Annotated in this window: 9 protein-coding genes and 4 pseudogenes; 11 read left to right on the top strand and 2 right to left on the bottom strand. The window is 64.5% G+C overall.

Annotation, left to right across the window (positions count from 1 at the left end):
• Positions 1–272: 272 nt before the first annotated feature.
• The 5 genes and pseudogenes from ACRQ5B_RS11505 to ACRQ5B_RS11485 form a co-directional block, all read left to right on the top strand.
• Positions 273–419 (top strand): annotated as a pseudogene (locus tag ACRQ5B_RS11505) (SGNH hydrolase domain-containing protein); the annotation flags it as partial.
• A complete protein-coding gene (locus tag ACRQ5B_RS11500; protein ID WP_432398751.1) occupies positions 383–946 on the top strand; it encodes an SGNH hydrolase domain-containing protein in 564 nt (187 codons plus the stop codon). The pseudogene ACRQ5B_RS11505 and the gene ACRQ5B_RS11500, both read left to right, overlap by 37 nt.
• Before the next feature lie 402 nt (positions 947–1,348).
• Positions 1,349–1,759 (top strand): GH25 family lysozyme, encoded by a 411-nt coding sequence (locus ACRQ5B_RS11495; protein ID WP_432393943.1) that lies wholly within the window; start codon positions 1,349–1,351, stop codon positions 1,757–1,759.
• Positions 1,719–2,063 (top strand): annotated as a pseudogene (locus ACRQ5B_RS11490) (GH25 family lysozyme); the annotation flags it as partial. The gene ACRQ5B_RS11495 and the pseudogene ACRQ5B_RS11490, both read left to right, overlap by 41 nt.
• 105 nt (positions 2,064–2,168) lie before the next feature.
• Positions 2,169–3,497 (top strand): LGFP repeat-containing protein, encoded by a 1,329-nt coding sequence (locus ACRQ5B_RS11485; protein ID WP_432393942.1) that lies wholly within the window; start codon positions 2,169–2,171, stop codon positions 3,495–3,497.
• Between the two features lie 218 nt (positions 3,498–3,715).
• Here ACRQ5B_RS11485 and ACRQ5B_RS11480 read toward each other — a convergent pair whose 3' ends face one another.
• Together ACRQ5B_RS11480 and ACRQ5B_RS11475 are read right to left on the bottom strand one after the other, a co-directional pair.
• Positions 3,716–4,078, bottom strand: a complete 363-nt coding sequence (locus ACRQ5B_RS11480) for a DUF2304 domain-containing protein (RefSeq protein ID WP_432393940.1) — start codon at positions 4,076–4,078, stop codon at positions 3,716–3,718.
• Positions 4,079–4,093: 15 nt separating this feature from the next.
• Positions 4,094–4,732 (bottom strand): glycosyltransferase family 2 protein, encoded by a 639-nt coding sequence (locus tag ACRQ5B_RS11475; RefSeq protein ID WP_432393938.1) that lies wholly within the window; start codon positions 4,730–4,732, stop codon positions 4,094–4,096.
• 145 nt (positions 4,733–4,877) lie between these two features.
• Here ACRQ5B_RS11475 and ACRQ5B_RS11470 point away from each other — a divergent pair.
• The 6 genes and pseudogenes from ACRQ5B_RS11470 to ACRQ5B_RS11445 form a co-directional block, all read left to right on the top strand.
• Positions 4,878–5,792 (top strand): annotated as a pseudogene (locus ACRQ5B_RS11470) (glycosyltransferase family 4 protein); the annotation flags it as partial.
• Positions 5,793–5,887: 95 nt separating this feature from the next.
• Positions 5,888–6,052 (top strand): hypothetical protein, encoded by a 165-nt coding sequence (locus ACRQ5B_RS11465; RefSeq protein ID WP_432393936.1) that lies wholly within the window; start codon positions 5,888–5,890, stop codon positions 6,050–6,052.
• A 2-nt stretch (positions 6,053–6,054) separates the two neighbouring features.
• On the top strand, positions 6,055–7,239 hold the full coding sequence (locus tag ACRQ5B_RS11460) for a hypothetical protein (RefSeq protein ID WP_432393934.1): 1,185 nt from the start codon (positions 6,055–6,057) through the stop codon (positions 7,237–7,239).
• 56 nt (positions 7,240–7,295) lie between these two features.
• Positions 7,296–8,470 (top strand): annotated as a pseudogene (gene wecB / locus ACRQ5B_RS11455) (non-hydrolyzing UDP-N-acetylglucosamine 2-epimerase).
• Complete coding sequence (locus ACRQ5B_RS11450) at positions 8,467–9,582, top strand: glycosyltransferase family 4 protein (RefSeq protein WP_432393932.1); 1,116 nt, start codon at positions 8,467–8,469, stop codon at positions 9,580–9,582. Before wecB ends, ACRQ5B_RS11450 begins: the two are co-directional and overlap by 4 nt.
• Positions 9,583–9,629: 47 nt before the next feature.
• Positions 9,630–11,684: a DUF6541 family protein gene (locus tag ACRQ5B_RS11445; RefSeq protein ID WP_432393930.1), complete on the top strand. Its 2,055-nt coding sequence runs from the start codon at positions 9,630–9,632 to the stop codon at positions 11,682–11,684.
• Positions 11,685–12,034 lie beyond the last annotated feature (350 nt).

Genomic DNA, 12,034 nt, shown 5'->3' with positions numbered 1-12,034 from the left:
GGCACGACGGCGGCAATGGTGCTGGCGTTCGGAGGGTGGAGCTTCTTTCAACAGCGGGCCCTGCAGACCGCTCAGGCGTCGAGCAACCTGACCATCGGCGCGGACCGCGCGGGGACCGACCAGTCCACCTACGCCGACTCCGTGGTCGACGCCCAAGGGCATTGGCTCACGCAACCCAAGCTGACGCCCTCACTGGACACCGTCGACAAGGACCTGACGGAAATCTTCACGAACGGCTGCAACAACAACGGATCGGACTACAACACGACCGGATGCGTCTTCGGGAAGGCCGACTCCCCCGGACCGTGGTGCTGTTTGGCGACTCCCACGCAGGGCACTGGTTCCCGGCGCTCAAGAAGGCCGCTGACGTCCAGGGGTTCAAATTGATCACAATCACCAAGTCGGCCTGCCCTTCCGTCCAGTTGCCCATCACGGGCCACCCCGACATCAATGGTCCCTTCAACTGCGACAAGTTCCAGCGCGGGGGCTGGAGCGCATCCGTGAACTCAAGCCGGAGAGCGTCGTCATCTCCAACGCGGAACGCAGCTACCGTGCCTTCCCCGGCGTCGGCGCGGACTATGACAAGGAATGGTCGGCGGGGCTGTCCGCTCTGCTGGACGGACTGCCCAAGGGAACTAAACCGGTCATCATCGGCGACAACCCGAGCTGGCCGCAGAGTCCCAATGCCTGCGTATCCCAGCACCTGGGCGACCCCGACACCTGCGCCGTCAAGCGGACGGACTCCTTCAGCGCTCCCCTGCAGGGCATGGAACGGGACGCGATGAGTTCGCGGGGAGGCAGCTTCGTGGACACCGTCGACCTGCTCTGTGCCACGGACTCCTGCCCCGCCGTCTACCGGAGCGTCCTCATGTCCCGCGACGGAAACCATGTGACGACTCCTGCCGCGAGGGCACTCGCAGCGCCCATTGCGGCAGCGCTGCGCTAACCCTGCCCACGACTCACTTTTCCTTGCAGGAATCTGCGGCTGACTTCCCTTTCAACACAGCTAACACGCGTACCATAGGCCTCTGTAGTAACGTCCGCCCCACGGGTGTTACCTTGTGTCCATCATGCGGAGGCACCCGGCGTGAGTCGTCGGCCCTTATGCGCACCGAACTCCAGCGTCAGCGGAGGCGGTGAGACGGGAAGCCCACTTCCTCCAGGAGAACTAAAATGAGTCGAGCCCTGATCCCTTTCCCGGTTCCCGACGGTCGGCGTAGCCTGCACCGGGGGGTCGCGGCCCTGGCCGCCGTACTGCTCCTGTCCACTGGTGCCGCCGGCACCGCCACGGCCGCCCCGGCAGTCCAGTCGGTGCCCGCCACTCCAGACCCCGGCCGCCAAGCCGGCCATGCTCAGAAGCGATTTCCTCTCCACGATCGGCCCGAACGGGGCCAGCATGGGCGATGGCGTCCGGAAACATGAGGGAAAGTCCACGGCCCCGGGTGTCGCCTCCGCGGACGGCTCGGCCGCCGCGACATGGATGCCCCCGGGCGTCCAGGGTCTGGATGTCAGCAACTACCAGGCTGGCGTCGACTGGGGCGCTGAAGTCGGAAAGGGTGCAAAGTTTGCGTACGTCAAAGCCAGCGAAGGCAACTACTACCTGAATCCCGCCTTCAAGTCGCAGTTCAACAACTCATTCAACGCGGGCCTGGTCAGGGGTTCCTACCACTTCGCCATCCCCCACCCCGACGCCGGTACGGCCGCCGACCAGGCACGCTATTTCGTCGCCAACGGCGGCGTATGGTCGGGGACGGGATGACCCTCCCCCGCTTCTGGACATCGAGTACAACCCCTATGTCGGGTCCTACTTCGGAAACACCTGCTATGATCGCACGCCGGACCAGATCGTCTCCTGGGTCCGTGAGTTTTCCGATACGGTCTACTCGCTGACGAAGCGACTACCGGCCATCTACACCACCACAGACTGGTGGCGCACCTGTGCCGACAATAACGGCGGATTCTCCGGGAACCCGCTCCACATCGCCGCTTATGGCACGCAGCAGCCGGGAACACTGCCGAACGGCTGGATCGGCCAGGATATTTGGCAGTACAGTAGCACGGGCCCGTTCGCCGGCGACTCCAACGTCTGGCGCGGAACGCTGGCTCAACTGCAGTCCTTCGCCACCGGAGTTACGGTCAACACCAACGGTGCCATCGGCCAGGCCTGGATGGCCGCCGGCGGTGCGAATGGAAGCTGGGGCCGCGCCACCAGCCTCGAGAGCTGCAGTTCGTCGCTCTGCCTCGAGGTCTTCGAGCGAAGAATGGCCTACTGGACCCCTCAGCGAGGTGTCCTGTCGGTCGCCACCAGCGGGGGCATTGGTTCGGCCTGGCGGAGTTCCGGCGCGGCCGCCGGCGAATTTGGCCTGCCGGTGGCTAACGAGGCTTGCACCTCGGCATTCTGCGTCCAAAACTACGAAACCGGAGACCTATACTGGTCATCCTCGACCGGAGTGCAGTCGATCTACTCGGGCACTGACAACTCGACCATCGGCGCTTACTGGAAGCAGCTTGGCGGACCCAATAGCAAATATGGCCTGCCCACCACAGCCGAAACCTGCGGCGCCAACTACTGCGCCCAGTATTTCCAGTACGGCTCGATTTACTGGACCGCGGGAGCCGGAATACAGCCCGTCTTCACGAACGGGGACAACTCGACCGTGGGCGGGGCCTGGGTCAAACTCGGCGGCATCAATAGCAAGTACGGGTTCCCCACGTCCGCCGAGAAGTGCTACTCCACCTACTGCGAACAGCTCTTCCAGCGGGGCCGCGTCGTGTGGAGCTCAGCCGGCGGCGTCCAGCCCGTGTTCACCAACGGAGACAACTCCACCATCGGGGGCCTCTGGGTGACCTCGGGGGCCAGCACCAGCCGGTACGGCTTCCCCATCGGCCCGGAGACATGCGGCAGCACCTCCTGCCAGCAGCGTTTCCAGTTCGGCACCATCGTCTGGAGCAGTGCGGGCGGCATTCAACCGCTCTTCTACAGCAACGATAACTCCACGATTGGCGCCTACTACACCCTGAACCTGGGGGGAACGGGCGGCAAGTACGGCTTCCCGCTCAGTGCGGAAACATGCCAAAACGGTGCGTGCGTCCAGAAATTCCAGTACGGCAAGGTGTACTGGAGCAGCGCCGGTGGAATCCAGCCGGTGTGGACGAACGCGTCCACTGCCACGATCGGGGGTTACTACGAGTCCCTCGGCGGCGCAGCCAGCCCGCTTTCCTACCCGGCCAGTGCTGAACAGTGCAACACCAGTGTCTGCTACCAGCGGTTCCTCTCCGGCTACGTCACCTGGTCCTCCCCCACAGGGCTTCAGACGGTCAACACCACCCGCGACATTGGCCGGGCGTGGCTGGGCCAAGGGGGCATCACGGGCTCCCTGGGCGTGCCCAAGAGCAGCGAACAGTGCTCCGGGACTACGAGCTGCACCCAGGGTTTTGTCAACGGGACCATCCGGTGGAGTTCCACTGCGGGAATCGCCATCGTGAAGAACCCCTAGGCGGCACGACCGGCATCCGGCTGAGAGGGGCCGGGCCTACGAACCACGACCGGTTCATAGGCCCGGCCCTCGTGCTATGCAGGCACCGATCCCGTCGACACCCTCTGTCGCACACCCTGCCGCGACCCTAAATCTCCGCCGGGATCGGGCGCGCCCCACAGAAAAGCCCCGCAGCGGCACCCGTGGAAGGGCTGCCGCTGCGGGGCTTTTCTAGGGGGCTAGCGAACCTCGGCCTGGGCAGCGACCTCGGGCTTGGGCACCTCATCGATCGCGATGCGCCGCGCGAGCTTCGTCGTCGAAATCTCCATGTGACGGAAACGCTGGTAGGTGGTGGACATGAAGACCAGCACGGAAACGATGGTTCCGTAGAGCACCAGGTCCGTTCCACGGCCCACGCCGAAGAAGTTCGCCACGGTGGACAGCATCCCCGGGAAGAAGATGGACAGCACCGCCACGATGGCGAAGACAATGAGCATCATCCTGCGGATGGCCAGGTGGCGGGCGTTGGAACCTCCCCGCATCAACGCCACCGAGACGATGATGACGGCCAGGACGAGCGCGATTTGAACGAAAATCAGCATCTGGGCGGGCCTTTGCTACTTGAAGAAGAGTTCGAAGACGATGTTCACGGCATTCAGGAGCGACTGCCCCTTCGCCTTCGAGTAGTCGGTGTAAATGATTTCCACCGGATGCTCCACGTACCGCGGCTGCAGCTTTGCCAGCTGATGAACCAGTTCGGAGGCGTGCGCCATGCGGTTTTGGGTGAGGTGGATTTTGGCGGCCACCGTAGGGCTGATAGCCCGCAGCCCGTTGTGGGCATCCGTGAGGTCGAGTCCGGTCGCGAGGCGCGACTGGATCGCCGCCGTCTTGAGCACCACGCGCTTGGCCGGAGACAGTTTCGTCCTCTTATCAAGGAAGCGGGAACCGAGGACAATATCTGCCTCGCCCGCCCGGATCCGCTCCACCATGGCCTTGGCGTCCTCGATCCGGTGCTGGCCGTCGGCGTCAAAGGTCACGATGCAATCGAGCTCCGGGTCCTGAAGCGCGTATTCGAATCCGGTCTGCAGGGCAGCACCCTGGCCCAGGTTAATGGGGTGCTGGACGACGACGGCGCCTGCGGCCCGCGCAATGTCCTGGGAGCCGTCGGAGCTACCGTCGTCAACACAGACAACGTTGGGAAACTCCTTCCGGAGATCCGCTACGACCCCGCCTACGACGGTAGCCTCGTTGTACATCGGAATAACGAACCATGTGCGACTCACAAGAATCCAGTATTCCATAAGCCCGTCGGTCGTCCGCCCGGGCCGTCAGGGGCTGCCGGTATAGTGGTCTGCACTGTGACCCGGCGCATCGGGCCGTCGCCATTGCGGGGCCGGCGAGGTGTGCAGCCCCGAGAGAAAGCTCGCAACCACTTTGACCGTCCCTGTTTCTCCGGTCCCGGCCTCGGCCCACCACATCGCGTTCGTGGTCAACAACTATTTGCCGAGCGTGGGCGGCGTCGAGTTCCATGTGGCCGCGTTGGCCAAGCAGCTGGCAATCCTGGGTGCGCGCGTCACGATCTTCTGTCTCGATAATGAAACACCGTCGGAACTGGACGCCAACCCGCGGATCGTGCGCCTGCGCTGTTCCCCGGCCGTGGGAGGCGTTCTGGCGTGGCCGTGGCCAGGAACCACCCGCACAATCCGCAGGCTCCTGGGGTCGAGCCCGGTGACGGCCGTCTCGACCCACACCAGGTTCTTTCCCATGTCATTGATCGGGGTCCGGCTTGCCCGCGGGCTTCGAGTCCCGGCCATCCATACCGAACACGGTTCCGCCGCAGTTAAAGGTGTCTCCCCGCTCGTCGCCGTCGCCAGCGCTGCCGAGGACCGCACTTTGGGCAGGATGGTGCTTCGCGGTGCCACCCGGGTCCTCTGCATCTCCGACGGCGCCAAAGGGTTCGTCAAGGCTCTCTCGGGCGTTGACGGCGAAGTTTTTCACAATGCGATTGATACGACGGCGTTCACCCCGCCTGCGGTGACAGCGGGAAGCCGAACGCACCTCGTGTACGTCGGTCGGGTGGTTCCCGGAAAAGGCTGGGAACTTGCCCTGTCCACTGCGGAGAGGCTTGCCGCCAATCATCCCGACGTGGAGCTGCACATTGTGGGTGACGGCATCGACCGGGATACCCTGTCCGCCCGCGCCGCCGCCTCGCCCCTGGGCGAACGGGTAGTAATCCATGGGCAACAGCCGGCCGGCCGGATCGCCGAACTCCTCCAGGGAAGTGTCTTCCTGAACCCGACGGTGCTGTCAGAAGGCTTCCAAACCACATTGCTCGAGGCGGTGGCCGCGGGAGCCGCCGTCGTGAGCACCCCGTGGGCGCGGCACGCTACTTGCTGGACGCGGGCGCCGACGTGCGTTTGGCTGACGCGGCAGACGCCGACGCATGGCTGGCCCACGCCGAGGCCGCCCTGCTGTCCCCCGTCTCCGCCCCGTCGCCGTCGCTCATTGCATCCTTTGACTGGAAACAGCGGGCGGCCGAGTATCTGGCAGTCGTCAATAGCGTGCGGGTGTCCTGACCATGAGCAGGCTCCACTTCGTTGGCTCCTCTGTGCTCGGTGCCGCCGGCAGCGCTATGGTGCCGATCTCGGCCCTCCTGTTGTTCTCAACGGTGGATTACGGGGCGTTCTCAGTGCCCTACCTCATTTTCGCGCTCGGCTGGTCGATGACGCTGTCAGCCGTGTGCGATACCTGGGCCCGCGGGCGCTCCGAAGGCACGGGAAGGCGGGAGTGGGACAGCTATTCAGGGGCCCTCCTGACCGGCGCGGCCGCGGCCGCACTTGTCACCGTGGCCGTGACCGGGTTCGTGCTGGGCAACTGGATGAATGCGGTCGCCGCCGGCGCCGGTGTCGGAGCCAACATCTACCGTCTCGGCGCCAGGTTTTTCCACTCTGCCAGCAAGGGCCCGCAGGCTGTCCTTGCCTCCGACACGGCCGGAGTGGCGGTGTTTGTGCTGGCCGTGGCCGCCACCCTGGTCATGCATTTGCCGCCACTGGCCGGTGTCCTGACGGGGTGGGCCCTGGCAAGCCTGGCCTCAGCCCTGTTGTTTCCCCTGCCCCGACCCGGCCGCGGAACGGGCCTCGTCTCGTGGGTGCGCCAGCGGCGTGCCCGCATCGTCCCGCTGCTGGGGGAATCCCTGCTGATGGACGCGGGATCCATCGGCGCGCCCCTGGCCATGGCGCCCTTCCTCGGCACAGCCAATTTCGGCGCCTACCGGAGCATCTCGAGTGTCGCCATGCCCATCCAACTGACGCTGGACCCGATCCGACCGAACATCTCCCAGATGCCGCCGTCGGTTCTGCTGAGCCGCAAGGTCCTCGCTGTGGTGCTCGGCGTCGCGGCGCTGATGTCCGCGGCGTGCTTCGCCGTCCTGGGGTTGGTTCTGCCGCACCTCCACTTCGTCGCCGGTGCGCTGGCCACGTTGGCTCACTACGCGGTGGCCTGCACCGTTTACGTCGCGGTGGGGTTCCTTGGCCATTTTTACTACATCGTCTCGCGCGGAATTCTTGCCCACGGCAGCCTCGTTAGGGGCCGGGCCATCCAGACGGCCATGCACATCCTGTTCCCCTTTACCGGGCTGTTCCTCACCGGATTGGACGGAGCGATCTGGGGCTTTGTCGCCGCCAATGCGGCTGCCGCGTTAGTGTGGCCCGCATTCCTGCTCCGCCAGCACGGTGCCGTGGTGGGCGCCGCCGGGCGGGCCTAGGCACCGGCTTTGATAAAGTGGCCAGAGTTTCACTGTGATCACCCTAGGGAGTTTTGATGCGTACGCTCATGCCGATTTACGGCACCCGTCCGGAGGCCATCAAAATGGCTCCGATCGTCTCGGCGCTCCAGGACTCACCGGATTTCGACTGCGTCGTCACCGTCACCGGGCAGCACCGCCACATGCTCGACCAGGTCAACGAACTGTTCAATATCGTCCCGGATCACGACCTGAACATCATCCAGCCCCGGCAGACCCTGACCGGCATCATGACCCGCACCATCGAGGGCTTGGACAAGCTCTTCGCTGAAAAGAAACCGGACGCCGTCATCGTCCAGGGGGACACCACCACGTCGACCGCCGGGGCCATTGCCGCCTTCTACCACGGCATCCCGGTCGTCCATGTCGAGGCGGGACTGCGCAGCGGCAATCTGTATTCGCCTTTCCCCGAAGAGGCCAACCGTAAAATTACCTCACAGATCACGGCCCTGCACCTTGCGCCGACATCGGAGAGCCGCAGCAATCTGCTGGCCGAGGGAATCCCGGCCCGGGACATTGTAGTCACCGGAAACACCGTGATCGACGCCCTGCTGGCCACTGTCAGCAAACAGGTCCCGTTCACGGATCCGGCGCTTCAGGAACTTGCCGAATCCGGCCGGCGTATCCTTCTGGTCACGACGCACCGCCGCGAAAACCAGGGCGAGGCCATGCGGGGGTCGGCCGGGCGCTTGCGCGCATCGCCGAGGCCGAGCCGGACCTGACGATCGTGCTCCCGGCCCACAAGAATCCCGTGGTCCGGGAGGCCGTCCTCCCCTTCATCGAGCACCACCCGAACGTCGTCGTCACCGAGCCTCTCGCATACGGCGAATTCACCCGCATGCTTTCGCTGGCCGACGTCGTTCTCACGGACTCCGGCGGAGTCCAGGAGGAAGCACCCAGCCTCGGCAAGCCGGTTCTCGTCATGCGCGAGAACACCGAACGTCCCGAGGCGGTTCATGCCGGGACCGTCCTGCTGATCGGCACCGATGAGGACCGTGTGGTCGCCGAGGTTTCTACGCTGTTGCACGACCAGGAGCACTACGACGCCATGGCCCGCGCCGTCAATCCCTACGGCGATGGCCAGGCGGCGGCGCGTACCGTTGCCGCGCTTCAGGCGATGTTCGGCCTTGGCGAGCGGCTGCCGGACTTTGACCCCTCCGCGCCCCTGGCCGAGGCCGGGACGAACGGATGACGATCGCTTTCCTCCGCGCCACGCACGTTGCACCCGATCCCCGGGTGGAGAAGGAAGTCAACAGCGTCCTCAAGGAGCACAAGGACATCCTCATCCTCGGGTGGGACCGCGGCGGTGATCTGGCCCGCGACGAGGTCCTGACCTTCGAAAACGGCTCGGCCAGAATCCTGCGTGCAGGCATCAGGTCTGGATACGGAGCCAGCGTCGGCACACTGCTCGGCATGGCGTTGTTCCAGTTCTTCCTCATCCGGCAACTTTGGCGCCACCGCAAGGGCATCACGGCCATCCACGCAAGCGATCTCGGTACGGCGCTGAGCGGACTTGTCATGGCCCGGCTTCTCCGCGTGCCGCTGGTCTACGACATTTACGACTACTTCGTCGATTCCTTCTCGGTGCCACGCGCCGTGGCACCTTTGATCGAACGCATCGACACGTTTGTCATCAACCGCGCGGACGTGGTCATCATTGTCGGCGAAAACCGCGAATCGCAACTGTCCAAAGCCCGGCCCAAGAAGCTGGTTGTCATTCACAACAGCCCTCCCGCGACCGTCGTCAACGCAGTGCGTCCCGACGACCCGCGCAAGCGGTTCGTCTACGTTGGCATTCTCAGCGAAGGCCGGCTGCTGGCGGAGTTGCTGGAACTCTTCTCCAGGCGCCCGGACTGGCATCTGGATATCGGCGGTTTCGGTGCTCTCGAGGCCACGGCCCGTCGATTCGCAGCCGACAATGACAACATCACGTTCCACGGCCGGCTGCCCTACGCAGAGACGCTTCGGTTGGAGGCGGCGGCTGACTGCCTGCTGGCGGTCTATGACCCGGCGGTCCCGAATCACAAGTACTCCTCACCGAACAAGTTCTACGAGGCCCTTATGCTCGGCCTACCGATCATCGTCGCGGCCGAGACCGGCGTGGACCAACTGGTCAGCGAACACCGCGTCGGACTTGTGTGTGATTACTCCGCCGGCTCTTTTGAACTGGCCGCGGACAGACTCTTCGCCGACTCCGATGAGCTTGAAGAGATCCACCTCCGGGCCCGCAGCCTGTTCCAGACCACCTTCAGCTGGGAAATCATGGAGAAGAGACTTCTCTCGATTTACCGTTCACTTCTCTAAACTTCGCCCGAAAGACCACTGATGTTCCCTTGCGATGCGGTATGCCCGTGATTTACGCCGAATTGGCTCCCCTTGTTTGCGCCGCGATCGCCGTGCTGGCCGTCCCCGGCCTCCTTGTGTCCTGGGCGGCCGGTGCACGCGGCTGGACACTCGCCGGAGCAGCCGCTCCCGTGAGTGTGTCTGTCATTTCCGTCACCGCCGTGCTGACCGGATTCGTCGGGCTGCCGTGGGGCATGCTTGTTGTGACAGCGGTGGCCGTGGTCCTGGCGGCCGCCCTGTTCCTGTTGCGCCGCTTGTTTCCGCGAACGGTCACCAGCCAGGGCGTGGAAACCGCCGGGGCTCTACCGCGGCAACGGTCTAACGTGCGACGTCGTGAGCGGTGGAAGAGGAACGGCTCCGGCACGGAGATTATCGTTGGATGGCTCGCCGTCGGAGTGGTGTTCCTGCTTCTCTTCTGGCGTCTGGCGCACATCTTTGGCGGCGTCGACAACATCTCCCAAACCTTTGACAACGTCTTCCACTTGAACGCCGTGCGTTACATCGTGGACACCGGCAACGCATCATCGCTTCGCGTAAGCGGCTTCACCTCGTCCACGGGGATGGGCGGTTTCTATCCGGCCGCCTGGCACGATGTAGCGTCTCTCACGCAACAGCTGACCGGCAGCACTGTTCCCGCCGCCGTCAACGCGACCAACGTGGCTATCTCGGGCCTTGTGTGGCCTCTTTCGTGCCTCCTGCTCGCCACTTCCCTCTTCGGCCACCGGCGAATCGTGGTAGTCACCGCCGCAGCCATGAGCGCCGGCTTCAGTTCCTTCCCTTATCTGATGCTCGACTTCGGTGTCCTCTACCCCAACCTGCTCTCCATTGCCCTGTTGCCCGCAGCCATCGGCTTTGCGGCCATGGCGCTCCGCGCGGCCAAGGGTCTCGAAGTACCTACCCTCACCGCCTGGCTTCTCGCCGTGGGTGCGGTTCCCGGCGTAGCGCTGGCCCATCCGAGCACTCTGATGGCGTTGCTGGCCTGGACCCTGCCTGCGGTAGCGGCCGCCGGTTTGGCGCTGGTGCGGCGCTGGCGCGGACGCTGGGGTACGGCCAGGTCGACAGTTGCGGTGGCACTCGGGTTTGCCGCCTACACGGCCGTGCTCCTCGTCGCATGGAAGCTGGTGCGTCCGGACGAGGCACAGTCCACGTGGCAACCGATCCAGGGCCTGGCCCAGGCATTCGGCCAAGCACTCACCAGCGCCCCGCAGGGCCGACCCATCCCGTGGTTTATCTTCGCCGCCACGCTCGCCGGGATCTGGGCCATGCTCAGGCACCGCCGCCAGTTGTGGTTGTTGGCCATGTTTGCCATTTCCTGCATCATGTTCATCGTCGTGTCCGGCTACCCCTTCGGCCCCTTCCGAACCTGGTTCACGGGAGTCTGGTACAACGATCCCTTCCGGCTCGCGGCACTGTTGCCGGTCGCTGCGCTCCCCGTGGCGGCCCTCGGCGTTCTGTGGCTCGCGGACGACGTTATTCCTACCGTATGGAACCGGATCGGGGCTGCGGGCGACCGCGTCCGCGCTCTGAGGGTGTCCGCATCCCGCAGCAAAGCCGCGTCCGCGGCCGCCGCCCTCGTAGCCTTCGCAGGCGTCCTCCTCCTTACCCAAGGCGGAACAGTCTCCGCGGCAGTCGCCTCGGCGGCAGGCAGTTACGCGCTGACGCCTGCTTCGCGTCTGGTCGACAGTAACGAGATGAAACTCTTGGTCCGCGCCGGACAGGAAATCCCCGCCGACATCGTGGTGGTTTCCAGCCCCTGGACCGGGGCGTCCATGGTCTATGCGATCGCCGACCGCAAGTCCTTGACCCCGCATATCTTCAGCGAATTCGGCGCCGATACGAGCGCGATCCTCAACCGCTTGAATCAAGCCGGGACGGATCCCAAGATTTGCGACATTGTCAGGAAAATGAAGACCTACTACGTCTTGGATTTCGGAACCCGCGAAATACACGGTGCCGTCCACACGATGCCCGGCCTGGTCGGCATGGATACAAACCCCGAATTTTCCTTGGTGGACCACGAAGGCGAGGCCAAGCTTTATAAGGTCACAAGCTGCGGCCAGTAGCCACCTTCGCGCATTTTTTCCGCATTTTTTCCACGCAATCCGGGCGCCCGCTTTTCATTCCCCAAAGGTTTAGCGTGGCATTCTTCCGGCCGGCCGGGAAATTGCGGCTGCTGGTGTATCTTCAAAGCGGATACTGAAGCCGCGCGCCCGTTGACAGCGCGGCTTTCCCGGTCCATTCCCCGGCTGTACCACCACTGGAAGATTTGTCATGCCTTTTCACGCCCCCACTTCCCGGAATTTACTGCTGGCTGCCGCCATGAGCGGCCTGATGATTCTGGGCGCCTCCCCCGCCGTCGCTGTACCGGCTACACCCACTTCCCCAGCGACTCCACCAGCGACAACCTCGGCAC

It is taken from the genome of Pseudarthrobacter sp. L19 (assembly GCF_050859435.1).
Taxonomy (GTDB): Bacteria; Actinomycetota; Actinomycetes; order Actinomycetales; family Micrococcaceae; genus Arthrobacter.
The sequence above is the reverse complement of the archived record's forward strand: the minus strand, read 5'-3'. Positions and strand labels throughout refer to the sequence as shown.

Excerpts from the sequence above, each read along its gene's own strand:
- ACRQ5B_RS11485 (WP_432393942.1), top strand. The coding sequence starts at position 2,169 with ATGGCCGCCGGCGGTGCGAATGGAAGCTGGGGCCGCGCCACCAGCCTC.
- ACRQ5B_RS11495 (WP_432393943.1), top strand. The coding sequence starts at position 1,349 with ATGCTCAGAAGCGATTTCCTCTCCACGATCGGCCCGAACGGGGCCAGC.
- ACRQ5B_RS11450 (WP_432393932.1), top strand. The coding sequence starts at position 8,467 with ATGACGATCGCTTTCCTCCGCGCCACGCACGTTGCACCCGATCCCCGG.
- ACRQ5B_RS11480 (WP_432393940.1), bottom strand. The coding sequence starts at position 4,078 with ATGCTGATTTTCGTTCAAATCGCGCTCGTCCTGGCCGTCATCATCGTC.
- ACRQ5B_RS11460 (WP_432393934.1), top strand. The coding sequence starts at position 6,055 with ATGAGCAGGCTCCACTTCGTTGGCTCCTCTGTGCTCGGTGCCGCCGGC.
- ACRQ5B_RS11475 (WP_432393938.1), bottom strand. The coding sequence starts at position 4,732 with ATGTACAACGAGGCTACCGTCGTAGGCGGGGTCGTAGCGGATCTCCGG.